Origin of the sequence: Mesorhizobium sp. M0037 (genome assembly GCF_040323635.1) — a bacterium.
Classification (GTDB): domain Bacteria; phylum Pseudomonadota; class Alphaproteobacteria; order Rhizobiales; family Rhizobiaceae; genus Mesorhizobium.
Map to the genome: position 1 here is coordinate 39,292 of NZ_JAMYVB010000008.1, position 25,138 is coordinate 64,429.

Annotated in this window: 19 protein-coding genes; 18 read left to right on the plus strand and 1 reads right to left on the minus strand. The window is 63.9% G+C overall.

What is annotated here, in order from left to right:
* Window positions 1-10 precede the first annotated feature (10 nt).
* From NKJ78_RS14200 to NKJ78_RS14285, 18 genes are all read left to right on the plus strand, one after another.
* The gene (locus NKJ78_RS14200; RefSeq protein ID WP_023682141.1) at window positions 11-1,735 is read left to right on the plus strand and encodes a peptidoglycan D,D-transpeptidase FtsI family protein; all 1,725 of its coding nucleotides are present in this window, start codon (window positions 11-13) and stop codon (window positions 1,733-1,735) included.
* 54 nt (window positions 1,736-1,789) lie between these two features.
* Entirely contained in the window at window positions 1,790-3,244 is a 1,455-nt protein-coding gene (locus NKJ78_RS14205) for a UDP-N-acetylmuramoyl-L-alanyl-D-glutamate--2,6-diaminopimelate ligase (RefSeq protein WP_023725360.1), read from the plus strand.
* The gene (locus NKJ78_RS14210; protein WP_352460233.1) at window positions 3,241-4,674 is read left to right on the plus strand and encodes a UDP-N-acetylmuramoylalanyl-D-glutamyl-2,6-diaminopimelate--D-alanyl-D-alanine ligase; all 1,434 of its coding nucleotides are present in this window, start codon (window positions 3,241-3,243) and stop codon (window positions 4,672-4,674) included. The genes NKJ78_RS14205 and NKJ78_RS14210 overlap by 4 nt, the downstream gene beginning before the upstream one ends.
* Before the next feature lie 18 nt (window positions 4,675-4,692).
* Window positions 4,693-5,775, plus strand: a complete 1,083-nt coding sequence (mraY, locus tag NKJ78_RS14215) for a phospho-N-acetylmuramoyl-pentapeptide-transferase (protein WP_023668273.1) — start codon at window positions 4,693-4,695, stop codon at window positions 5,773-5,775.
* An 8-nt stretch (window positions 5,776-5,783) separates the two neighbouring features.
* Complete coding sequence (murD, locus tag NKJ78_RS14220; RefSeq protein WP_352460234.1) at window positions 5,784-7,184, plus strand: UDP-N-acetylmuramoyl-L-alanine--D-glutamate ligase; 1,401 nt, start codon at window positions 5,784-5,786, stop codon at window positions 7,182-7,184.
* Window positions 7,184-8,335, plus strand: a complete 1,152-nt coding sequence (ftsW, locus tag NKJ78_RS14225) for a putative lipid II flippase FtsW (RefSeq protein ID WP_023668275.1) — start codon at window positions 7,184-7,186, stop codon at window positions 8,333-8,335. The genes murD and ftsW overlap by 1 nt, the downstream gene beginning before the upstream one ends.
* Before the next feature lies 1 nt (window position 8,336).
* Window positions 8,337-9,461 carry an undecaprenyldiphospho-muramoylpentapeptide beta-N-acetylglucosaminyltransferase gene (gene murG, locus NKJ78_RS14230; protein WP_352562481.1) on the plus strand — a complete coding sequence of 375 codons (1,125 nt, stop codon included), beginning with the start codon at window positions 8,337-8,339 and terminating at the stop codon, window positions 9,459-9,461.
* On the plus strand, window positions 9,461-10,867 hold the full coding sequence (gene murC / locus NKJ78_RS14235; RefSeq protein WP_023668277.1) for a UDP-N-acetylmuramate--L-alanine ligase: 1,407 nt from the start codon (window positions 9,461-9,463) through the stop codon (window positions 10,865-10,867). Before murG ends, murC begins: the two co-directional genes overlap by 1 nt.
* Window positions 10,864-11,829 (plus strand): UDP-N-acetylmuramate dehydrogenase, encoded by a 966-nt coding sequence (gene murB / locus NKJ78_RS14240; RefSeq protein WP_027050618.1) that lies wholly within the window; start codon window positions 10,864-10,866, stop codon window positions 11,827-11,829. Before murC ends, murB begins: the two co-directional genes overlap by 4 nt.
* Before the next feature lie 302 nt (window positions 11,830-12,131).
* Complete coding sequence (locus NKJ78_RS14245) at window positions 12,132-13,058, plus strand: D-alanine--D-alanine ligase (RefSeq protein WP_023668279.1); 927 nt, start codon at window positions 12,132-12,134, stop codon at window positions 13,056-13,058.
* A complete protein-coding gene (locus tag NKJ78_RS14250) occupies window positions 13,046-13,987 on the plus strand; it encodes a cell division protein FtsQ/DivIB (RefSeq protein ID WP_023725356.1) in 942 nt (313 codons plus the stop codon). The genes NKJ78_RS14245 and NKJ78_RS14250 overlap by 13 nt, the downstream gene beginning before the upstream one ends.
* Window positions 13,984-15,291 carry a cell division protein FtsA gene (gene ftsA / locus NKJ78_RS14255; protein WP_352562482.1) on the plus strand — a complete coding sequence of 436 codons (1,308 nt, stop codon included), beginning with the start codon at window positions 13,984-13,986 and terminating at the stop codon, window positions 15,289-15,291. The genes NKJ78_RS14250 and ftsA overlap by 4 nt, the downstream gene beginning before the upstream one ends.
* A gap of 66 nt (window positions 15,292-15,357) precedes the next feature.
* Entirely contained in the window at window positions 15,358-17,016 is a 1,659-nt protein-coding gene (gene ftsZ, locus NKJ78_RS14260; RefSeq protein WP_023705548.1) for a cell division protein FtsZ, read from the plus strand.
* A 272-nt stretch (window positions 17,017-17,288) separates the two neighbouring features.
* Window positions 17,289-18,236, plus strand: coding sequence for a UDP-3-O-acyl-N-acetylglucosamine deacetylase (gene lpxC / locus NKJ78_RS14265; protein WP_023668283.1), 948 nt, complete (start codon window positions 17,289-17,291; stop codon window positions 18,234-18,236).
* Window positions 18,237-18,499: 263 nt separating this feature from the next.
* The gene (locus NKJ78_RS14270; protein ID WP_023668284.1) at window positions 18,500-19,369 is read left to right on the plus strand and encodes an outer membrane protein assembly factor BamD; all 870 of its coding nucleotides are present in this window, start codon (window positions 18,500-18,502) and stop codon (window positions 19,367-19,369) included.
* Between the two features lie 218 nt (window positions 19,370-19,587).
* Window positions 19,588-21,261, plus strand: a complete 1,674-nt coding sequence (gene recN, locus NKJ78_RS14275) for a DNA repair protein RecN (protein WP_352562483.1) — start codon at window positions 19,588-19,590, stop codon at window positions 21,259-21,261.
* Between the two features lie 111 nt (window positions 21,262-21,372).
* Window positions 21,373-23,577, plus strand: coding sequence for an NAD-dependent DNA ligase LigA (gene ligA / locus NKJ78_RS14280; RefSeq protein WP_352460238.1), 2,205 nt, complete (start codon window positions 21,373-21,375; stop codon window positions 23,575-23,577).
* The gene (locus NKJ78_RS14285) at window positions 23,577-24,269 is read left to right on the plus strand and encodes a DUF2461 domain-containing protein (protein WP_023753052.1); all 693 of its coding nucleotides are present in this window, start codon (window positions 23,577-23,579) and stop codon (window positions 24,267-24,269) included. Before ligA ends, NKJ78_RS14285 begins: the two co-directional genes overlap by 1 nt.
* A 22-nt stretch (window positions 24,270-24,291) precedes the next feature.
* Here the strand turns inward: NKJ78_RS14285 and NKJ78_RS14290 are convergent, their stop codons facing one another.
* A complete protein-coding gene (locus tag NKJ78_RS14290) occupies window positions 24,292-25,050 on the minus strand; it encodes an SDR family NAD(P)-dependent oxidoreductase (protein ID WP_023682129.1) in 759 nt (252 codons plus the stop codon).
* Between the last annotated feature and the right edge of the window lie 88 nt (window positions 25,051-25,138).

Sequence of the window (25,138 nt, forward strand, 5' to 3'; positions counted from 1 at the left end):
TGGATTTCCAATGCGCGCCAAACTTCCGTCGGTCGGCAAATTGCTGAAGCGCCGCGCACGGACCGGCGAGGACGGCTCCATCGTGGTCGAAGGCGCGCGCAAGGCGACCGGCGGCAAGGCCAAGACCCGCATCGTGATGACGATGGCGGTGTTCTTCGGCATTTATTCGACCATCGCCGGGCGGCTGGTCTATCTCGGTTTCCAGTCCCCCGACATGTCGAATGGGCCGCAAAGCCGGGTGACGGCGTCGCGTCCCGACATCGTCGACCGCAACGGCGAGGTGCTGGCGACCGACATCAAGACGGCATCGCTGTTTGCCGAGCCGCGCCGCATCGTCGATGCCGACGAGGCGATCGAAAAGCTGTCGACCATTCTGCCAGATATCGACCCCGAGCAGACCTATCACAAGCTGAAAAGCGGCGCCGGCTTCGTCTGGCTGCAGCGGCAGCTGACGCCCAAGCAGCAGGCCGACATCATGCAGCTCGGCATTCCCGGAATCGGCTTTCGCACCGAAAAGCGCCGCTTCTATCCTGCCGGCGTGACCTCGTCCTACATTGTCGGCCTCACCAACATCGACAATCAGGGCATCTCCGGCATGGAGAAGTACATTGACGAGCAGGGCCTGAGCGACCTGCAGGCCTCAGGCTTGGCGATCGCCAAGGATCTGAAGCCGGTTCAGCTGTCGATCGACCTGCGCGTCCAGCATGTGGTGCGCGACGAGATTGCCGCCGGCCTCGAGCGCTATCGCGCCATGGGCGCCGGCGCCGTCGTGCTCAACATCAAGACCGGCGAAGTGGTGGCGATGGCCTCGGTGCCGGATTTCGATCCGAACAATCCCTTCAATGCGCAGGACAAGGACCGCCTGAACCGCATGTCGGCCGGCCTCTACGAGATGGGCTCGACCTTCAAGAGCTTTACCTCGGCCATGGCGCTCGATTCCGGCAAGGCGAACATGAACAGCCGTTTCGACGCCTCGCATCCGATCCGGGTCGGCCATCAGGCCATTCACGATTTCCACGGCAAGAACCGCGTGCTGTCATTGCCGGAGGTGTTCCTTTACTCCTCCAACATCGGATCGGCCCGTGAGGCCGAAATGGTCGGCATCGAGGGGCACCGCGAATTCCTGCATCGCCTTGGCCTTCTGGACAGGATGCAGACCGAACTGCCTGAAGTCGCCCGCCCGACCGAACCGAAGGTCTGGAAGCAGGTCAACTCCTTCACCATCGCCTTCGGCCATGGCGTGTCGACGACGCCGCTGCAGGCGGCCGTCGGCTGCGCGGCGCTGATGCAGGGCTACCTGATCCCGCCGACTTTCCTGGTCCGCAGCGAGCAGGATGCCATGGCGGTGGCCAAGAGAGTGGTCAGCGAAAAGACTGTGGAGGGCATGCGCTACCTCTACACGCTCAATGCCGAGAAGGGCTCGGCCAGAAACGCCAGGGCCCCCGGCTACCGCGTTGGCGGCAAGACCGGAACCGCCGAGAAGGTGATCAATGGCCGCTACTCGAAGGAACTGAATTTCAACACCTTCGTCGCCGCCTTCCCGATGGACGATCCGCAGTATCTGGTGTTTACGATCGCTGACGCTCCGCACCCGGAAAAGCCCGGAATGACCGACGTCGCCGCCAACAATGCGGGTGTCATGGCCGGAAACATCATCAGGCGGGCAGCCGCCATGCTTGGCGTGAAGCCAGATTTCAGCCATGAAAATGGCGCAACGCTGGTTTCCTATCAGTGATTCTTAGGGCGCGCCGGCAACTGCGCGCCATTTTGTTGAGATAAACGGGGTTCGATGCACCTGAGAGATTTAGCCGGTATCCTGCCTGTCGAGGGAACATCTTCCCGCGATGTGGAGGTAACCGGGATTTCGTCGGATTCCCGCACGGTCAAGACCGGCGTGGTCTTTTTCGCGCTCGCCGGCAGCAAGGCGGATGGTTCGGCCTATGCCGCCGATGCGGCAAAGCGCGGCGCAGCGGCGGTTGTCGTTGGCAACGCCAGCGCCGTTTCCGGCCTGTCCGTCCCGGTGCTCAGCGTCGACGACCCACGCCTGGCGCTGGCGCTGAGCGCGGCACGTTTCTTCGGCAGCCAGCCGGAGACCATGGTCGCGGTTACCGGCACCGCAGGCAAGACCTCGGTCGCCGCCTTCATCCGGCAGATCTGGGAGCAGGCCGGCTTTGCCGCCGCGTCCATTGGCACCACCGGCGTGGTGGCGCCGGGCCGCAACGACTACGGTTCGTTGACCACACCCGATCCAGTGGCTTTGCACCAGTTGCTCAAGGAATTGGCGGAGGCCGGCGTCACCCACGCCTCGATGGAGGCTTCCAGCCATGGTCTCGACCAGCGCCGCCTTGATGGCGTCAAGCTCGCCGCGGGCGGTTTCACCAATCTCGGCCGCGACCATATGGACTATCATCCGACGGTCGAGGACTACCATCGCGCCAAATTGCGGCTGTTCGACACGCTGCTGCCGAAAGGCGCGCCGGCGGTCATCTTTGCCGACGATCCGTGGTCGGCGCCGACCATCCAGGCTGCGCAGGCCGCCGGGCTCAAGGTGCTGACGGTCGGCCGCCATGGCGATTTCCTGCGCCTGAAGCGGGTCGAGCACGAGCGCCACCGCCAGCGCGCCGAGGTCGAAGCCGACGGCGTGCTCTACGAGATCGACCTGCCGCTCGCAGGTGACTTCCAGATCGCCAATGCCCTGGTTTCGGCCGGGCTGGCCATTTCCACTGGAACGCCGGTCGCCAAAGCTTTGATGGCATTGGAGAAACTTCAGGGGGCACCGGGACGGCTCGACCTTGTCGGCGCCACCGCCAATGGCGCGCCCGTCTATGTCGACTATGCCCACAAGCCGGATGCGCTGGAAAATGTGCTGGCCGCCGTGCGCCCGTTCACCACCGGTCGCGTCATCGTCGTGTTCGGCTGCGGCGGCGACCGCGACCGGGGCAAGCGGCCGATCATGGGCGAAATCGCCACGCGGCTGGCCGATGTCGTCATCGTCACCGACGACAATCCGCGCTCGGAAGTGCCGGAAACGATCCGTGCCGCGATCCTGGCAGCCGCGCCCCGCGCGATTGAAATCGGCGACCGCCGCAAGGCGATCCACGAAGCGGTCGCCATGCTCAAAGCGGGCGATACGCTGATCGTTGCCGGGAAGGGCCATGAAGAGGGCCAGACCATCGGCGCCGAGACGTTTCCCTTCTCCGACCACGAGGAAGTCCGCTCGGCGCTGCGGGAGCGGGCCGCATGAGCGTGCTCTGGACTTCCGAGGCGCTGGTCGACGCCATGGGCGGTCGGCCGCTCGGGCCGATGCCGGAGGGAATTTCGGGGATCTCGATCGACAGCCGCAGCCTGCAGCCGGGCGACGCCTTCTTCGCCATCAAGGGCGAGGCGATGGACGGCCATGACTTCGCGACCGCGGCGATCAAGGCCGGCGCCGGCGTGCTGATCGTCGCCGAGGGCAAGTTGCCGTCGCTTGGGCGGCTGACGGCGCCGATGATCGTCGTGCAGGATGTGCTGGCAGCACTGGAGAAACTCGGTGTTGCCGCCCGCGCCCGTTCCAGCGCAAAAATCATCGCGGTGACCGGATCGGCCGGCAAGACCACCACCAAGGAGGCGCTGCGTCATGTGCTGTCGGCCGTCGGCACGGTGCATGCTTCGGCGCAGTCCTTCAACAATCATTGGGGCGTGCCGCTGACGCTGGCGCGCATGCCCGGCGATTGCGACTATGCGGTGTTCGAGATCGGCATGAACCATCCCGGCGAGATCCGGCCGTTGGTCAAGATGGTCCGGCCGCATGTCGCCATCGTCACGATGATTGCCGCGGCGCATCTCGGCTTCTTTAGAAATCTCGACGAGATCGCCAAGGCCAAGGCCGAGATTTTCGAAGGCATCGAGCCCGGCGGTGCGGCCTTGCTCAACCGCGACGATGCGCGCTGGAAGCTGCTCGACAAGATGGCGCGAGCCGCCGGCGTCGAACATGTCTTTGGCTTCGGCGAGAATGCACGGTCGACCTACAAGCTGACCAAATGCGAGCTGCATGCCGATCATTCCGACATCACCGCCAGGATCGGCGGGCAGGATGTGACGGCGCGCATCGGCGCGCCCGGCCGCCACATGGTACAGAACGTCCTGGCGGTGCTCGGCGCCGCGCATTTGGTTGAAGCCGACATCGGCAAGGTGGCCTTGGCACTGGCCGATCTGTCGGCCGAGCGTGGCCGTGGGAAGCGCCATATGCTTCGCCACCCCAAGGGACCGATCACACTGATCGACGAGAGCTACAACGCCAATCCGGCCTCGATGGCTGCTGCCATGGCGCTGCTCAACGCGACGCCTGTCACGGGCGAGGGCCGGCGCATCGCCGTGCTCGGCGACATGCTCGAGCTCGGCGACCATTCGGCCAAGCTCCATGCAGCCCTTGCCGAGTTGATCGTCGGCACCGGCACAAACACGGTCTTTCTCGGCGGCCCGGAAATGCGGGCGCTGGCAGACATCCTGCCCGACGAGATCAAAACGGAATACCGCGCCGGCGCCGAGGAATTGAAGCCGCTGCTGTTGTCGACGCTGAAGGCCGGCGACGTGGTGATGATCAAATCGTCGAAAGGCATCGGCTTTTCAAAGCTGGTCGAGGCCTTGCTCGGCAAATATCCGGCGGAAGCCGCAGGCACGAAACAGAACTAGTCCGGGGGACGGAATCGTATGTTTACATTGCTCGTCGATTTTGCGGACAAGGTCTCGGTCTTCAATGTCTTCCGCTACATAACTTTCCGCACCGGCGGTGCGCTGATCACCTCGGCGCTGATCGTCTTCATCTTCGGGCCGACCATCATCAATTCGCTTAGGCTGCGGCAAGGCAAGGGCCAGCCGATCCGCGCCGATGGCCCGCAGACGCATTTCAAGAAGGCCGGCACGCCGACGATGGGCGGGCTGATGATCCTGTGCGGCATCGTCGGCTCGTCGCTTCTATGGGCGAACCTCTCCTCGATCTATGTCTGGGTGGTGCTCTTGGTGACGCTGGGCTTCGGTTCGATCGGCTTTTACGACGACTATCTCAAGGTAACCAAGCAGTCGCATCTCGGCTTTTCCGGCAAGGCGCGGCTGGCGTTGGAATTCGTCATCGCCGGCATCGCCGCCTGGGCGATCATGCATAATGGCCAGGCGCCGTTCTCGTCGTCGCTGACCTTCCCCTTCGCCAAGGAATTCATCATCAATCTCGGCTGGTTCTTCGTGCCGTTCTCCTGCTTCGTCATTGTCGGCGCCGGCAATGCGGTGAATTTGACCGATGGCCTCGACGGGCTGGCGATCGTGCCGATCATGATTGCTGCGGCATCCTTTGGCGTCATCGCCTACCTCTCCGGCAATGCGGTGTTCGCCGAATATCTGCAGATCCATTTCGTGCCCGGCACCGGCGAACTGGCTGTCGTGCTTGGCGCCGTCATCGGCGCCGGCCTCGGCTTCCTCTGGTTCAACGCGCCACCGGCGGCGATCTTCATGGGCGACACCGGTTCGCTGGCCATGGGCGGCCTGATCGGTACGGTCGCGGTTGCCACCAAGCACGAGATCGTGCTGGTCATCGTCGGCGGATTGTTTGTCGTGGAAATCCTGTCGGTCATCATTCAGGTCGGCTACTTCAAGATGACCGGCAAGCGCGTGTTCCTGATGGCGCCGATCCATCATCATTTCGAAAAGCTCGGCTGGACCGAAAGCCAGGTGGTGATCCGCTTCTGGATCATCGCCGTCATCCTGGCGCTGGTCGGCCTGTCGACCCTCAAGCTGAGATAGGAACCCGCTTGATCCCCGCCGCATCCTTTTCGGGCAAACGCGTTTCGCTCTTCGGGCTCGGTGGCTCGGGGATCGCCACGGCGCGCGCGCTGATCGAGGGCGGCGCCGACGTGCTCGCCTGGGACGACAATCCCGATAGCGTCGCCAAGGCCGCTGGCCAAAGCATTGCGACCGCCGATCTGCGCGGCGCCGACTGGTCGAAATTCTCGGCCTTCGTGCTCTCGCCCGGCGTGCCGCTGACGCATCCCAAGCCGCACTGGACGGTGGAGTTGGCGCGTGGCTCCGGCGTCGAGGTGATCGGCGATATCGAATTGTTCTGCCGCGAGCGGATTGCGCGCGCGCCTGATGCGCCGTTCATCGCTATCACCGGCACCAACGGCAAGTCGACGACCACGGCGCTGACCGCGCATATCCTCAAATCGGCAGGGCGCGACACGCAGATGGGCGGCAATATCGGCCGGGCCATCATGACGCTCGATCCACCGCAGGCTGACCGGGACTATGTCGTCGAGTGTTCGTCCTACCAGATCGATCTCGCGCCCTCGATCAACCCGACGGCCGGCATCCTGCTCAACCTGACGCCCGACCATCTCGACCGCCACGGCACCATGCAGCACTACGCTTCGATCAAGGAGCGGGTGGTCGCCGGCAGCGAGACAGCCATTGTCGGCGTCGACGATAGCTGGTGCGCGCAGATCGCCGACCGGCTGGAGAGGGCGGGCCGACAGGTGATCCGCATCTCCAAGCGGCTGCCGCTGACCGACGGTTATTTCGCCGATGGCTCCGATCTGATGGAAGCCGTGCATGGCCGTTACAGCCGCGTCGCCTTCCTCGAAGGCATCGGTTCGTTGCGCGGCCAGCACAATGCGCAGAACGCGCTTGCCGCCGTCGCCGCCTGCCTCAGGGTCGGCTTGAGCCTCGGCGAGATCCAGGCGGGACTGGAAAGCTTTCCCGGGTTGGCGCATCGCATGGAGCAGGTCGGCCGCAAGGATCATGTGCTGTTCGTCAACGATTCCAAGGCGACCAATGCCGATGCGGCGGCACCGGCGCTGTCGAGTTTTTCGCGCATTTACTGGATCGCCGGCGGACTGCCCAAGGAAGGCGGCATCGAGCCGCTGCGCGGTTTCTTCCCGCGCGTCGCCAAGGCCTATCTGATCGGCGAGGCGGCGCCCGCATTCTCGGCGACGCTCGGCGAAGCCGTGCCCTATGAAATCTCGGGCACCCTGGCCGCCGCGGTCGACCATGCCGCGAAAGACGCGGCCAAGGATGACAGCGGCGAGGCCGTGGTGCTGCTGTCGCCGGCCTGCGCCAGTTTCGACCAGTTCAAGAATTTCGAAGTTCGCGGCGAAGCCTTCAGGCAAGCTGCGAATGCTATCGAGGGCGTGAAACCCATCGGAGGGGCACGATAATGCAAAGCCGTCTCGACAAAAGCCCGGTTGCAACCTGGTGGTGGACGATCGATCGCTGGTTCCTGGCGGCGTTCCTGTCGCTGATGGGGCTTGGCATCGTCTTGTCCTTTGCGGCAAGCCCGGCGGTGGCCGAACGCATCGGCCTCGACAGTTTCCACTTTGCCACCAGGCAGATCATCTTCACCGTGCCGGCGCTCGGCGTGATGCTGGCAGTGTCCTTCCTGGAATCGCGGCAGATCCGGCGCATGGCGCTGATCATCCTGGGGATCATGCTGGTGCTGATGGTCGCCGTGCTCTATATCGGCGTCGAGGTGAAAGGCGCGCGGCGCTGGGTGTCGTTTGTCGGCATGTCGATCCAGCCGTCGGAATTTCTGAAACCCGCCTTCGTCATCGTCTGCGCCTGGTTGTTCGCCGAACACAAGCGCCAGCCCGACATCCCCGGCAATTTGTTTGCCATGCTGCTGCTGATCCTGGTCATCTCGCTCCTGGTGGCCCAGCCCGATCTCGGCCAGACCATGCTGGTGACCGGCACCTGGGGCGTCATGTTCTTCATGGCCGGCCTGCCCTGGCTATGGATCATCGCGCTTGGCGCCACCGGCGCCGGCGGCCTGTTTGCCGCCTACACTGTGTTCCCGCACGTTGCCGCCCGCATCGACAAATTCCTGACCGGCGAAGGCGACACGTTCCAGGTCGACATGGGCCGCGAGGCGCTGATCAACGGCCACTGGTTCGGCGTCGGGCCGGGCGAGGGCACGGTCAAGCGGGTCATTCCCGACGCGCATGCCGATTTCGTGTTTTCGGTCGCCGGCGAAGAGTTCGGGTTGATCATGTGCTTCTTCATTATGTCGATCTTCGCCTTCATCGTGCTGCGCGGCTTGAGCACGGCATTGAAGGAACATGATGATTTCACCCGCTATGCCGTCGGCGGTCTGGTCACCGTGTTCGGCCTGCAGTCGGTCATCAACATGTGCGTCAACCTGCAGCTGATGCCGGCCAAGGGCATGACGCTGCCTTTCATCTCCTATGGCGGCTCCTCGCAGATCGCCATTGCCATCTCGATGGGCATGGTGCTGGCGCTGACGCGCAAGCGACCGGAAAAGCGCAAGCAGATGGGCTTTGCCCTGTCGCAGCGCGCCCTGCCGGCGGAGTGATATGGCGCGGGGTGTCATCCTTCTCGCGGCTGGCGGAACCGGCGGACATCTGTTTCCGGCCGAGGCGCTGGCGCATGAGCTGATCGAGCGCGGCTGGGGCGTGCATCTGGCGACGGACGACCGCGCCGAGCGCTTTGCCGGCCATTTCCCGGCCGCCGCCATCCATCCGATCCAGTCGGCGACGATGGGCTCGAAAAACCCCGTCGCTCTGCTCGGAGCGTTCTGGAAGATCTGGCGCGGCGTGCGCCAGGCCTCCGCCGTCATCGCCAGGATCAAGCCTGATGCGGTCGTCGGCTTTGGCGGTTATCCGACCTTGCCACCGCTCTATGCGGCGACGCTGCGCAAGCTGCCGACGCTGATCCATGAGCAGAACGCAGTCATGGGCCGCGCCAACCGGGCGCTGTCCGGGCGCGTCGATGCCATTGCCGGCGGCTTCCTGCCGCAAGATGAAAGTGCCACAGGCGCCAAGACGGTGACGACAGGCAATCCGGTCAGGCCGCCAATCCTGGAGGCGGCCAAGACGCCCTACACCGCATCCAAAGGGGCGGATCCGTTCAGGCTCCTGGTGTTCGGCGGCAGCCAGGGCGCGCAGTTCTTTTCCGACGCCATGCCGACGGCGATCGCACTTCTGCCGGAGGCGCAGCGCAAGCGGCTGGTGATCACCCAGCAGGCCCGCGCCGACGACGTGGCGCGGGTGAAGGCCGGCTATGCGGCACTCGGCGTCCATGTCGAGGTCTCGCCCTTCTTCACCGATATGGCACAGCGCTTGGGCGCGGCGCATCTGGTGATCTCGCGCTCCGGCGCCTCGACGGTTTCGGAGATCGCCGTCATCGGCCGGCCGGCGCTGCTGGTGCCTTATCCCTATGCGCTGGATCACGATCAGGCGGCGAACGCAGCCGCCCTTGCCGCGGCGGGCGGCGGCGAGGTGCATCCGCAATCGTCACTGTCGCCGGAGCGCATCGCGGCTCTCATTGGCGGGCTGATGGACACTCCCGAGCGGCTGACGGCCATGGCTGCCGGAGCGAAGTCGGCTGGCCGGCCGAACGCGGCACGGTTGCTCGCTGATCTCACAGAGGCTATTGCGTCCAGAAAAACCGTTTCGGATTTCAGGAAAGGGACGCATTGATGAAGATGCCGCAGACCATCGGCCTTGTGCATTTCATCGGCATTGGCGGGATCGGCATGAGCGGCATCGCCGAGGTTCTGCACAATCTCGGCTACAAGGTGCAGGGTTCGGACCAGGCCGACAGCGCCAATGTCCAGCGGCTGCGCGACAAGGGCATCGAATGCTTTGTCGGCCACAAGGCCGAGAATATCGGCGCGGCCGAAGTGGTGGTCGTCTCCACCGCGATCAAGAAATCCAATCCCGAGCTGAAGGCCGCGCGGGAGAAGTTGCTCCCAATTGTCCGCCGGGCCGAGATGCTGGCCGAACTGATGCGCTTCCGCCAGGCGGTCGCGATCGGTGGCACGCATGGCAAGACCACAACCACGTCGATGGTGGCGACGCTGCTCGATGCCGGCGGGCTCGACCCGACGGTGATCAATGGCGGCATCATCAATGCCTATGGCACCAATGCCCGTATGGGCGATGGCGAGTGGATGGTGGTCGAAGCCGACGAAAGCGACGGCACCTTCCTCAAGCTGCCGGCCGAGATCGCCGTCGTCACCAACATCGATCCCGAGCATCTGGACCATTATGGCAGTTTCGACAAGGTGCGCGAGGCCTTCCGGCAATTCGTCGAGAACGTGCCGTTCTACGGTTTTGGCGTGATGTGCACCGACCATCCGGAAGTACAGGCGCTGGTCAGCCGCATCGAGGACCGCCGCGTCATCACCTATGGCGAGAACGCGCAGGCCGATGTGCGTTTCACCAACCACCGCATGGCCGGTGCCGTCTCGGCATTCGACGTGGTGATCCGCGACCGCAAGACCGGCGGCCAGACGACGATATCGGATCTGCGGCTGCCGATGCCCGGCCGCCACAACGTCTCCAACGCCACCGCCGCAATTGCGGTCGCGCATGAACTCGGCCTGTCGGCCGAAGCGATTAAGAAAGGGCTGTCGTCCTTTGCCGGCGTCAAGCGGCGCTTCACCCACACCGGCTCGTGGAACGGCGTCGACATCTTCGACGATTACGGCCACCACCCGGTCGAGATCACGGCGGTGTTGAAAGCGGCGCGCAGCGCCACCAAGGGCCGCGTCATCGCCATTGCGCAGCCGCACCGCTTCACCCGGCTGCACGATCTGTTCGACGAATTTTCGGTCTGTTTCAACGATGCCGACACGGTGATGGTGGCGCCGGTCTATGCGGCGGGCGAGGAGCCGATCGACGGCGTGACCTCGGAGGCGCTGGTGTCGCGCATCCGCTCCGGGGGCCATCGCGATGCGCGCTACGTCGAAACCCCTGCCGCGATTTCGCCCGTCATCCGCGCGTTGGCGAAACCGGGCGACTTCGTCATCTTCCTGGGCGCCGGCAACATCACCCAATGGGCCTATGCGCTGCCTGGGGAACTCGGCGGTACCGTCTCATGATGCGCGGCCAGGACCTGCTCGACAAACTTGGCGACCGGCTTGCCGGCCTGCGCGGCCGCATCACGCCCAATGCCGAGATGGACAAGATCACCTGGTTCCGCGCCGGCGGTCTGGCGGACGCCCTGTTCCAGCCGGCCGACGAGGAGGATCTGGCTGCCTTCCTGCGCGCCGTGCCGGAGGACATCCCGCTCACCATCGTCGGTGTCGGCTCCAACCTCCTGGTGCGCGACGGCGGCATTCCAGGTTTCGTCATCAGGCTTTCGGCCAAGGGCTTTGGCGAGGCCGAGGTGGTTTCGCCGACCGTCATCAAGGCCGGTGCTGCGACGCCCGACAAGCGCGTCGCGGCCGTCGCTTATGAGGCCGGTATTGGCGGCTTTCATTTCTATCACGGCATTCCCGGCGCAATCGGCGGGGCGCTGAGGATGAATGCCGGCGCCAATGGCGTCGAGACGCGGGAACGTGTCGTCGAGGTTCGGGCGCTCGACCGCAAGGGCAATCTCCACACCCTCAGCAATGAAGACATGGGCTATGCCTATCGTCACTCGGCCGCACCTGCCGGGCTGATCTTCACCTCCGCCGTTTTCGAAGGTGTTCTGGAAGACCAGGAGGCGATCAAGGCGGCTATGGACGCCGTCCAGACGCATCGCGAGACGGTGCAGCCGATCCGCGAGAAGACCGGCGGCTCGACCTTCAAGAATCCGGAAGGCACCTCGGCCTGGAAGGAAATCGACAAGGCCGGCTGCCGCGGGCTGATGATCGGCGGCGCGCAGATGTCGCCGATGCACTGCAACTTCATGATCAACACCGGAACAGCGACCGGATACGACCTCGAATATCTCGGCGAGACGGTGCGCGCCCGCGTGCTTGAAAATTCAGGCATCCGCCTGCAGTGGGAAATCAAGCGGCTCGGCAATTTCCGCCCCGGCCATGCCGTGCAGGAATTCCTCGGACAGCTTCTTTAGCGCAAGCTGAAGTTCATGTGATGCTTGAACTTCAAACGGTCTGAAACAACAGCGCCACCGTTGCTCCAAAGACTCACAACACGCTTTTTCCGGCCGTTTTCGCGGAAAGTGAATCTGTCGGAATCATAAGCACTTGCCAGCGAATCAACTCTCTGATTCTCTGCCTTAAAGCGTTTCCTGATTTGAGTCGTTCGACGCGTCGACCGCGTTTTCCGTCTGGGGGGCTACCTGCCGGGAGACTCGGACTCAATCTGGTCGCTGAATGCGTGGTTGCGGGCCCGCCGTGAGAGGGATGACGGGATATGAAGAACAAGCATGTGGCTGTCCTCCTGGGCGGATTCTCGTCCGAGCGGCCCGTGTCTCTGTCTTCGGGAAAGGCGTGTGCGGATGCGCTTGAGAATGAAGGCTACCAGGTTACCCGCGTCGATGTTGCGCGCGATGTCGGCGCCGTGCTCACCGAACTCAAGCCCGATGTCGTCTTCAACGCACTGCACGGCCCGTTCGGTGAAGACGGCACCATCCAGGGCATCCTCGAATATCTGGCCATTCCCTACACCCATTCGGGCGTGCTCGCCTCGGCGCTCGCCATGAACAAGGAGCAAGCCAAGAAGGTCGCCAAGGCTGCCGGCATCGCGGTGGCGGAATCGAAGGTTGCCAGCCGCTTTGCCATCCAGAACAAGCATCCGATGAAGCCGCCCTACGTGGTCAAGCCGGTCAATGAAGGCTCAAGCTTCGGCGTCGTCATCGTGCATGAAGGGCAGTCGCATCCGCCGCAGGTCATCGGCTCGTCCGAATGGAAATATGGCGAGACCGTCATGGTCGAGCGCTACATCCATGGGCGCGAGTTGACCTGCGCCGTCATGGGCGACGTGGCGCTCGGCGTCTGCGAGATCATTCCGACCGGCCATTCCTTCTACGACTATGATTCAAAATACGTCGCCGGCGGATCAAAACACGAAATCCCTGCTAAAATTTCATCAAATATTTACCAAAAAATACAGACACTGGCGCTCAAGGCACATCTGGCTATCGGCTGCCGGGGCGTTTCCCGATCGGACTTCCGCTATGACGACCGTCACTCCGAAAACGGCGAGATTGTCTGGCTCGAGATCAACACTCAGCCGGGCATGACGCCGACGTCTTTGGTGCCTGAAATCGCCGCCCAGGCCGGGCACTCGTTTGGCGAATTGTTGAGTTGGATGGTGGAGGACGCTTCGTGTCTGCGTTGAAATGGGGACAGGACAAGGGCAGGGGCGGCGCCGGGCCGGCGCTGTTCGGCATGCCGTTGTCGTTCGACCATTTCGTGCTGCCGCGCGTGCTGCGCCGGCCGGTGCGCGTGCTGGCGCGCCTGGGCGGCGGCGACTTCGTCGCGCCGCGCTTTTCCGCGGCCATCCTGTCGGCTTCGCTCATTGCATCAAGCAGCCTCTATGGCGCCATTCTCGGCGGTCATGCCGACGACATCGTCCAGAGCATCACCGCCCGGACCGGCTTTGCCGTCGACCAGATCAAGGTGGTCGGCAACCGCCAGACTTCGGAGATCGACATACTGGACCGGCTCGAGCTCGACGGCTGGACGTCACTGATCGGCTTCGATGCCGAGGCCGCGCGTGAACGTATTGATACCTTGCCCTGGGTCGAAGTGGCGGCGGTGCGCAAGGTCTATCCACATACGCTGGAAGTGCGTGTCGAGGAGCGCGAGCCCTTCGCGCTCTGGCAGCAGGGCGCGGAGCTTTCGGTCATCGAACGCTCCGGCGCGGTGATCGCGCCGTTCTCCGGCGGCAAGCAGGCGCTGCTGCCGCTGATCATCGGCACCGGCGCACCGGCCAAGGCGCCCGACTTCGTGGCCAAGATCAAGAAATTTCCCGAGCTCGCGGCTCGGGTCAAAGGCTATATCCGCATCGGCGAACGGCGTTGGGACCTGAAGCTGGAAAACGGCATCACGATCAAGCTGCCCGAGGATGGCGAGGATCAGGCGATTGCCGACCTGGTTCGGATGGACCACGATAACGGGCTTCTGACGCGGGACATCGCCGCCGTCGACATGCGCATCTCCGATCGCCTGGTGGTGCAGCTGACGCCGGAAGCGGCGACGCAGCGCCAGGCCGCGCTCAATGAAAAGCCGCAAAATCTGAAGCGCAAGTCGGGGACGAAGATATGAGCTGGCTTGGCGGCAACAGCGATGCCTCTTCGCGGCGTTCCGGCACGCTCACCGTGCTGGATGTCGGCTCGAGCAAGGTTTGCTGCGTGGTGGCGAAACTGAAGCCGCGCGAGGACGGCAAGCTGTTGCGCGGCCGCTCGCACCGCATCCAGGTGATCGGCATCGGCCACCAGAAATCGCAAGGCGTGAAGTCGGGCGTGGTCGTCGATCTCGACCGCGCGGAGCACGCCATTCGCCTGTCCGTCGACGCCGCCGAACGCATGGCGGGACTGACCGTGGATTCGCTGATCGTCAACATGACGGCCGGCCGGCTGAAGAGCGAAACCTATTCGGCCACCATCAATCTCGGTGGCCATCAGGCCGACGAAGCCGACATCAAGCGCGTGCTTGCCGCCGGCGCCAAGCAGGCGCTCAAGGCCGAACGCGACGTGATCCATTCGCTGCCCGTCGGCTTTTCGCTGGACGCCGAGCGCGGCGTGCGCGATCCGCGCGGCATGGTCGGCGACCAACTCGGCGTCGATATGCATGTGCTGACGGGCGATGCCGCGCCGCTGCGCAATCTGGAGCTCTGCATCAACCGCTCGCATCTTTCGGTCGAGCGCATGGTGGCGACGCCCTATGCCAGCGGGCTTGCGGCCCTGGTCGACGACGAACTGGAAATGGGTGCGGCCTGCATCGACATGGGCGGCGGCACGACGACCATCTCGGTGTTTTCGGAAGGCAAATTCGTCCACGCCGATGCCATTGCCATCGGCGGCAATCATGTGACGCTCGATATGGCCAAGGGCCTGTCGACCTCGCTCGACGCCGCGGAGCGGCTGAAGGTGATGCATGGTTCGGCGCTGCCTGGCAGTGCCGACGATCGCGACCTGGTCTCGATCCAGCCGATCGGCGAAGACGGCGAGATGCCGCTGCAGATCCCGCGCTCGGTGATGACGCGCGTCATCCGCGCCCGCATCGACGAGACGCTGGAACTGTTGCGCGACCGGCTGAACAAGTCGGGCTACGGCAATGCCGTGGGAAAACGCGTCGTGCTGACCGGCGGCGCCAGCCAGCTTGCGGGTCTCCCCGAGGCGGCGCGCCGCATTCTGGGACGCAATGTGCGCATCGGACGCCCGCTCGGCGTGGCGGGCCTGCCGGAAGCTGCCAAGGGGCCGGCTTTCTCGACGGCGGTCGGGCTGCTGATCTATCCGCAGATGGCGAGGTTCGAGAGCCATCCGGCGAAAGGAATTTCCGGTCTCAGGATGACCGGGACGGGCGGAAAACTGCATCGCATGAGTCAGTGGTTGAGAGACAGTTTCTAATTGACGGGGACAGCCCCATAGGCGGCCGCGGCGGCGAAGCGGCGGGAAAGGCAAAGGACGGAGACAATGACGATCAATCTGCAAAAGCCGGACATCACCGAGCTCAAGCCGCGGATCACCGTATTCGGTGTCGGCGGCGGCGGCGGCAATGCCGTCAACAACATGATCACCGCGGGCTTGCGCGGTGTCGAGTTCGTCGTGGCCAACACCGATGCACAGGCGCTGACCATGTCGAAGGCCGAGCGGCTGATCCAGCTCGGCGCGCATGTCACCGAGGGGCTCGGCGCCGGCTCGCAGCCTGAAGTGGGCCGTGCGGCGGCGGAAGAGTGCATCGATGAGATCATCGATCATCTCTCCAACACCCATATGTGCTTCGTCACCGCCGGTATGGGTGGCGGCACCGGAACCGGTGCGGCTCCCGTGGTTGCCCGCGCGGCGCGCGAACGGGGTATCCTCACCGTCGGCGTCGTCACCAAGCCGTTCCATTTCGAAGGCCAGCGCCGCATGAAGACGGCGGATCTCGGCATCGAGGAGCTGCAGAAATGTGTCGATACCCTGATCGTCATCCCCAACCAGAACCTGTTCCGGCTGGCCAATGACAAGACCACCTTTGCCGACGCCTTCGCCATGGCCGACCAGGTGCTCTACTCCGGTGTTGCCTGCATCACCGACCTGATGGTCAAGGAAGGTCTGATCAATCTCGACTTCGCCGACGTGCGTTCGGTGATGCGCGAAATGGGCAAGGCGATGATGGGCACCGGCGAAGCTTCGGGCGAGGGCCGCGCGATGGCCGCCGCCGAGGCGGCGATCGCCAATCCGTTGCTCGACGAGACCTCGATGAGGGGCGCCAAGGGCCTGCTGATCTCGATCACCGGCGGCCGCGACCTAACCCTGTTCGAAGTCGACGAGGCCGCGACCCGCATCCGCGAGGAAGTCGATCAGGACGCCAACATCATCCTCGGCGCCACCTTCGACGAGGAACTCGAAGGCGTCATCCGCGTCTCGGTGGTCGCCACCGGCATCGACAAATCGGCAGCTGAAATTGCCGCGGCGCCGATCTCGATCCGGGCCGTGCCGCCGCAGCAGAAGCCGGTCAGCCGCCCAGCGGCTCCGGGGGCGGAAGGCCGTCCGGCACCGGTCCAGCAGCAGACCTATGAGCAGCGCGCGGCCGATCCGGTGGCCGAGGCGATCCAGCTTGCCGAGGCCAATGCGGCGGCAATGGCTCGTCCGGCGCCGATGGCCCAGGCGGAAGATTTCCGCCCGCAGAGCAAGATCTTCCAGGCCCCGCCTGCCCAGCCGCAGCCTGTCGTGCAGCAGGTGATGCAACCGGCGCCGATGCGGGAAATGCCGCAGCCGGTGGCTGCCGCACCGCAGCGCATGCCGCGGGTGGAGGATTTTCCGCCTGTGGTGCGGGCCGAGGTGGAAGCCAAGGGCCGTCCGGCCGACCATGAAAACAGCGGGCCGATGGGGCTGCTCAAGCGGCTGACCAACGGGCTGACGCGCCGCGAAGAAGAGCCGGCCCGGTTGCAGCCGGCACAGCCGCGCGAACCGAAACTGCGCCAGGCGGCGCCGGAAATGCGCCGCCTTGCCAGCCAGGATCCGCAGCTTTACGCGCCGCGCCGCGGCCAGCTCGACGATCAGGGCCGGTTGACGCCGCAGACCAGGTCGACCCAGGAAGACGACCAGCTGGAGATACCGGCTTTCCTGCGCCGCCAGGCCAACTGAGCCGTTAACGGTATGTAACACTTGTTAACAGGCAGACGAGAGATTGTCTGCCTGTTGACGTTTAAAGGGGTTTAATAACAAGGCGTTACGATGTGACGCTCAAGGTCTGTCGCGGTTACACAGAGTAAGAAACCGTGATTTGGAGTCTCCCTGACAGACCATTATCTTTGCCGCAGCACTTTCGGTGTGCTGGGATTCGGGGAAGTGGCCCTGCCTGCCGATAAAAAAAGAGCCGCGCCTTTTGGGTTAAAGCGGACTTAGGCGTTTGGGCTATGGGGTTTGTCTTGCAAGACTATCAGACGACACTGAAATCGCGTGCAACGCTGACCGGTACCGGCGTTCACAGCGGCAAACCGGTCACCGTCAATTTCCTCCCTGCGGACGCCGACACCGGCGTGCTCTTCCACCTTTCGAACGGAAGCGAGAGCCGCGAGTTCCGCGCGCTGGTTGCTGAAGTCGGCGCGACCGATCTCTGCACCATGCTCGGCGATCCGGCAGGCGAGCATATCGCCACCGTCGAACATCTGATGGCGACGCTTTTCGGGCTCGGCATCGACAACATCGTCATCGAGATCGACGGTCATGAGGTTCCGATCCTCGATGGCAGTGCGGTGGCGTTCGTGGAAGCCATCGACCAGGCCGGCATCGAGACGCTGGCGGTCAAGCGCCGCTACATCAGGGTGGTCAAGCCCGTCCGCATCGAGAATGGCGCGTCCTGGGCCGAGTTCAGGCCCTATAGCGGCACGCGCTTCGAGGTCGAGATCGATTTCGAAAGCCCGGCGATCGGCCGCCAGCTATTCGCCTCCGACATCAACCCCGACATCTTTCGCCAGGATATCGCGCGCGCCCGCACCTTCGGCTTCATGAAGGATGTCGAGCGGCTGTGGGCGGCCGGCTATGCGCTGGGCTCCTCGCTGGAGAACTCGCTGGTGATCGGCGACGACAACCGGGTGATCAACATGGGCGGCCTGCGCTACCCCAATGAGTTCGCTCGTCACAAGACGATGGACGCGATGGGCGATCTGGCGCTGGCCGGCGCCCGTTTCATCGGTTGCTTCCGCTCCTATCGCGGCGGTCACCGGATGAATGCGGCTGCTTTGCGGCGGCTTCTGTCCGACCGTTCGGCCTTCGAGGTCGTCGAGACCACGCGCCGCGAGCGCGGCCGCACCGCCGAGATGAGCGCCGTCACCGGCCCTGTCTTTGCGCCCTGGGTGATCTGATTCTTAACGATTTTCTGGCTTTCTGAACGCTGGCCGGTGTTGCACGAAAGCATCACCGGCCTGTGAAAGTGCGTAGCATTCGGGGCAACACCAAGCCGCCACAAAAATGTGCGATTGGCTAGACATAGCGTTGCTGGGCAAGGCAGTTATGGTTTATGGCTGCTGCCGTCTGTTAGGCGCATGTCGCTCAAAAGTGGGGATCAGTTTTGAGGGAACGCCATGCGAAAGGCATTGAACTAACGCCGAAAGGGCGCAATCCAATCATGTTCTTCAAGCGAGTTGGTCAATCGAAAGCGCCGTATCGGGCTGTTTTCCTGGCGCTTTCGGTGGTTGTGCCATCGCTCTTCCTCTCGGCCTGCATGTCGTCCGAGAAAGACGTCGACCTGTCGACCTATGTCGACCAGACCGAACCGGCCGACGTCCTTTACAATCAAGGCCTTGCCAATCTCAATGCCGGCCGCCTGGATGAGGCGAGCAAGAAGTTCGACGCCGTCGACCGCCAGCACCCCTATTCGGAATTCGCCCGCAAATCGATGGTGATGGGCGCCTTCGCCGACTATCGCGCCGGCCGTTATGACGAAGCGATCGGCTCGGCCAAGCGCTATCTCACGCTTTATCCGTCGACCGACGACGCGGCTTACGCCCAGTATATTATCGGGCTGAGCTACTACAAGCAGATCAAGGACGTCACCCAGGATCAGAAGGAAGCACGCCAGACCGTGCAGACGATGCAGGATCTGGTGACGCGCTGGCCGACGTCGGAATATGTCGACGACGCCAAGGAAAAGATCCGTTTCGCCAACGACCAGCTGGCCGGCAAAGAGATGCAGATCGGCCGCTATTATCTCGAGCGGCGCGAATACATTGCTGCCGTCAAGCGCTTCCGCAACGTGGTCGAGAACTATTCCAACACCCGCCATGTCGAAGAGGCGCTGGCGCGTCTGGCCGAAAGCTATTACGCCATGGGCTTGACCTCGGAAGCGCAAACCGCCGCTGCGGTGCTCGGCACCAATTATCCCGACAGCCAATGGTACAAGGATACCTACAAGCTGTTGCAGAGCAACGGGCTTGAGCCGCGCGAGAATGCCGGATCGTGGATATCCAAGGCCGGCAAGCTGATCACCGGCGCCTGACTCCCGAGCATCGACTGAGGCGGAACGCGCTTTTCGGATTGATCCGACGCTCAAACAAAAAGATAGTGCGGCGCTGCGACTCCATCGGTCGGATGCCGCTTCACAGCGGTTCAGCGGTTTGATTGAGGCGCTGAACCGTCCTAACTTTTTGTTCTACGCAATTCCGGACGGAAAACCGCTACGCACTTTTCCTGGAATTGCTTGAGGTCCGGCTTCTGATGCTTTCCAGACTGTCGATCCGCGATATCGTCCTGATCGAGAAGCTGGATATCGACTTCCAGCCCGGCCTTTCCGTGCTGACCGGTGAAACCGGCGCCGGCAAATCCATCCTGCTCGACGCGCTGTCGCTGGCGCTTGGCGCGCGCGGCGACGCCTCGCTGGTGCGCCACGGCGCGGCACAGGGCCAGGTCATTGCCGTCTTCGATGTGCCGCGCAACCACCCGGTGCGCGCGCTGCTGGCCGAAAACGCCATCGAGGATGACGGCGACATCATCCTGCGCCGGCTGCAGACCGCGGATGGCCGCACCCGTGTCTTCGTCAACGACCAGCCGTCCAGCGTCACCCTGATGCGCGACATCGGCCACGCGCTGGTCGAGATCCACGGCCAGCATGACGAGCGCGCTCTGGTCGATCCCGGCGCGCATCGCGAATTGCTGGACAGTTTTGGCGGCCATCTGGGCGCTGCCCGCGCGACCGGCGAGGCGTGGCGCTATTGGCGCGGCGCCGAGCAGGAGTTCGTCAGGCACCGCGCCAAGGTCGAGGCGGCGGCGCGCGAGGCCGATTATCTCAGGGCCTCGGTGGCGGAACTGGCAAAGCTCGATCCGCAGCCCGGCGAAGAGACGCAACTGGCCGAATTGCGCGCCACGATGATGCGGGCCGAAAAGATCGCCTCGGAAATACACGATGCGCAGGATGTGCTGTCAGGCCCGTCCTCGCCACTGCCGCAACTGGCCAGTTTGCTCAGGCGCCTGCAGCGCAAGGCCAGCGAAGCGCCGGGCCTGCTCGAGGATGTGGTGAAGTCGCTGGATGAGGCGATGCTGTCGCTGGATGCCGCGCAATCGGGCGTCGAGGCGGCATTGCGCGCCACCGAATACGACCCGCAGCGGCTGGAGAAGGCGGAGGAGCGGCTGTTTTCGCTGCGTGCGGCGTCACGCAAGCACAGTGTGGCCGTCGACGATCTGGCGCAACTGCGCGACACCATGTCCGCCGATCTCGCCGATCTCGATGCCGGCGAGGGGCGCCTGCATCTCTTGGAAAAGCAGGCCTCAGCGGCGCGCGAAGCCTACGATATTTCCGCAGCCCAGCTCTCCGCGCTTCGCCACGCCGCGGCGGTCGGTCTGACCAAGGCTGTGATGGCCGAACTGCCGGCGCTGAAGCTCGAACGGGCCGAGTTCATCGTTGAACTGGCCAGCGATGGCGAGAACCGCATGGAAGAAGGCATCGACCAGGTCGAGTTCTGGGTGCGCACCAATCCCGGCACCAGGCCTGGGCCGATGATGAAGGTCGCCTCCGGCGGCGAGCTGTCGCGCTTCCTGCTGGCGCTCAAGGTGGCGCTGGCCGACCGTGGCTCGGCGCCGACATTGGTCTTCGACGAGATCGACACCGGCGTCGGCGGCGCCGTGGCCGATGCGATCGGCCAAAGGCTGGCCAGGCTGTCGAAGCGCGTGCAGGTGCTGTCGGTCACGCATGCTCCGCAAGTGGCGGCACGTGCTGCGACGCATTTCCTGATCTCCAAATCCGGCGGCTCGGACAAGGTCGCCACCGGCATCGCCGAAATGGACCGGGCGGCGCGCCAGGAAGAGATCGCGCGCATGTTGGCCGGCGCTATCATCACCGACGAGGCGCGCGCAGCCGCGGAACGGCTGCTGCGCGAGAATATTGCTGCAGCGTAGTCGTCGCAAGGCTTTCGGGCTGAGTCAGGATATGGCTCCATCCCGCTGTTCAGGAATGCTTTTTCCGAAATCCTGATTTATGGTGTCGCGCCACTGTCCAGGGACCGCTGCATGTCTGAAAAACCAGTCGAATCGTTGAGCGAAAGCGAAGCCGCGGATGAGCTCCAGCGGCTGGCCGAGGAGATCGCCGGTCATGACAGGCGCTATCATGCCGAGGACGCGCCGACGATTACGGACGCGGAATATGACGCGCTGCGGCGGCGCAATCTTGCCATCGAGGAGCGCTTTCCCGGTCTGGTGCGCGAGGATTCGCCCTCGCTGCGGGTCGGCGCCGCGCCGGCGGAAGGCTTTGCCAAGGTGCGCCATGCGGTGCCGATGCTCAGCCTCGCCAAGGCCTATACAGACGAGGACGTCACCGATTTCATCGAGCGTGGCCGGCGCTTCTTCGACCGCGACAAGGATCTCGACATCGCGTTTACGGCCGAGCCGAAGATCGACGGGCTGTCGGCGTCGCTGCGCTATGAACGCGGTGTGTTCGTGCAGGGTGCTACGCGCGGCGACGGCGCTGTCGGCGAGGACATCACCGCCAATCTCAGGACCATCGCCGACATCCCCGCCAAGCTGAAAGGATCGGGCTGGCCCGAGACCATCGAGATCCGCGGCGAAGTCTACATGACCTATGCGGAATTCGAGGCACTGAAGGCCCGCTCGGCGGCGGTGGGGGGCCAGGACTATGTCAATCCGCGCAACACGGCAGCGGGCTCACTGCGACAGAAGGATGCGTCCGTCACCGCCAGCCGCAATCTTAAATTTTTTGCCTATGCCTGGGGCTACACGACAGCGGATCCGGCGCCGACCCAATATGATTCGGTGCAGAAATTCGCCGAATGGGGGTTCAAGGTCAGCCCATTGATGGTGCGGGCGAAGTCGGTCGAGGAGCTGATCGCGCACTACCACAAGATCGAGGAGCTGCGTTCGTCGCTCGGCTACGACATCGACGGTGTCGTCTACAAGGTCGACCAGCTGGAATTGCAGCGTCGCTGGGGCTTTGTCACCGGCGAGCCGCGCTGGGCCGTTGCGCACAAGTTCCCGGCCGAACAGGCGATGACGACGGTGCAGAAGATCGATATCCAGGTCGGTCGTACCGGTACGCTGGCGCCGGTGGCGCGGCTGGCGCCCGTCACGGTCGGCGGCGTGGTGGTCGAAAACGTCACGCTGCACAATGAGGACTACATCAAGGGCTTCGACAGCAACGGCCTGCCGATTCGCGACGGCATCGATGTCCGCATCGGTGACACGGTTGTCATACAACGGGCGGGCGATGTCATTCCGCAGATCGTCAGCGTCGTCGTCGACAAGCGGCCGGCTGATGCGGTGCCTTATGAATTCCCGCACATTTGTCCGGTCTGCGGCTCGCCGGCGACGCGCGAAATCAACGAGAAGACCGGCAAGGAGGATTCGCGCCGGCGCTGCACCGGCGAGCTGATCTGCGCCGCGCAGGCTGTGGAGCGGCTGCGTCATTTCGCGTCGCGCGGCGCGCTCGACATCGAGGGGCTGGGCGCCGAGAATATCGACCTGTTCTTCAATTCGGGACTGGTCAAGACCGCCGCCGATATCTTCACCCTCAGGGATCGCCGCCCGGCCGTCACCAGGGCGCTGGCCGAGCGGCGCGAGGAGCAGGCGCGGCTGCGCGAGGCGGCATCGGGCAAGGCGCGCAAGAATGTGCGCGGTGTCGAGGACCGCAATTATGAAGGTCTCGACAAGCTGTTCGCGGCCATCGATTCGCGCCGCCAGCCGGAGCTCGACCGCTTCATCTTCGCACTCGGCATCCGCCATATCGGCGAAACGACGGCGGCCGTGCTTGCGCGGACGTTTTCGACCATCGAGGAGCTGATCCGCGTCGGCAAGGAAACGGCGGCGGCTGAGGATCCGCACAGCGTCTTCCCCTCCATCAACGGCATTGGCGATACAGTGATCGATGCGTTGCGCGATTTCTTCGGCAATGAACGCAATGACGACGTGCTCGACAGACTGCTCGAACAGGTCAAGCCGAAGCCGTATGTCGTCACCGTGTCGACCGACAGCGAGGTTGCCGGCAAGACCATCGTCTTCACCGGCACGCTGGAAAAGATGACACGCTCCGAAGCCAAGGCGATGGCCGAACGGCTCGGCGCCAAGGTGGCGGGTTCGGTGTCGGCGAAGACCGATCTGCTGGTGGCCGGGCCGGGTGCCGGCTCCAAACTGAAGCAGGCCAGTGAACTCGGCGTCGAAGTCATCGACGAGGACACCTGGCTGCAACGGGTCGGCAAGGCGTGATGGCCGGTTCGTTCAAAGGGTTCGGGCAAAAAGCCATCCCGTTCCTCAAGGCGCTCGACTTCCACCAGAGCCGCGAATGGTTCCAGGAAAACCGCGCGCTTTACGACAGCGAGTTGCATGAGCCGTTCTGCGATCTGGTCGAGACGCTGACGGAGCGCTTCGCGGCGGCGGGTCTGGGCTTGCGCGGAGACCGCAAGAAGTCACTGTTTCGCATCAACCGCGACGTGCGCTTCGCCAAGGACAAGCGGCCCTACAACCAGCATTTGTCGGCCATGCTGTCGCCGGATGGCACCAAGATGGAGCAGGGCGTGTTCTTCGTCTATGTCGGGATCGACCGCTGCTTTGCCGACGTTGCCTGGTGGAACCCGGAGCCGCCCCTGCTGCTGGCGATGCGCAAGGCGATTATCGCCCGGCCAGCCGAGTTCCGAAAACTGCTTTCAACGCTGAAGAAAAACGGCTTCGAACTCGAAACCGAGGGTCGGTTGAAGCGCACGCCGCGCGGATTCGAGCAGGTCAACGAACCCGATCTTGTCGACGCCATCCGCAACCGGCACTTCTATGTCCAGCACATGATCGATCCGGCCGGCATCCACGCGCCAGCGCTGGTCGACGAGCTTGTCGATTTCACATTGCGCGCCAAGCCGTTGCTCGACTGGGGCAGGGCGATCCAGGGCACGGCACCGCGGAGCTAAATCAGCCCGGCGCACTGCACGGCTACATCCGCATCAAAAGACCGCCGTCGACTGCCAGTTCGATGCCGGTGATGTAGCTTGCCGCATCGGAAAGCAGGAATAGCGCGGCATTGGCCATGTCCTGCGGCGTGCCGATGCGGCCGAGCGGCGCATAATTGGCAACGGCCGCGCGTTTCTCCTCGGTGTCCCAGCGCGCCTGCAGCGGCGTCAACGCCATTCCCGGGCAGATCGAATTGGAGCGGATGCCATCGCCCGCCAACTGCATGGCGAGCGACTTCGACAGCGCACAGACGCCGGCCTTCGATGCCTGGTAGGCATCCTGCGGGGTCGGATCGCCGCGATACCACTGGATGGTGGAGAAGTGCACCATGGCGCCGCCGCGTCCGCCGGCCCGCATATGCGGAACCACCGCCCGCGCGGTGTGGACGAAGGATTTCAGATTGATGTTGAAGACCTGATCCCAGACATCGAGGTCCATCTCGAGGGCCGATTTGTCGCGACCGAACCAGAGCACGCCTGCGACATTGGCGAGATAATCGATGCCGCCGCGCTCGCGGCCCGCGGCATTGATGGTCTGCTCGACGAAGGCGGCGTCGGTGAGGTCGCCCTGGGCAAAGGTGAGCCGGTCGTCATAGGCGGCAAGCGACGCCGGACGCGGCTTGACGTCGATGGCGGTGACCGAGGCGCCGGCATCGAGCAGCGCCAGCGAGATCGCCTCGCCCATACCGCCACCGGCGCCGGTGACGACCGCGTGCCTGCCGGTGAAGTCATAAGCGATCATCCGAACCCCCTCATTTGTTTTTACAACATCAGTTTCGCTGATTTGTTGGCTCAAGCGAATTCGTCTGACTTTTCAAACGCCGGCTCCT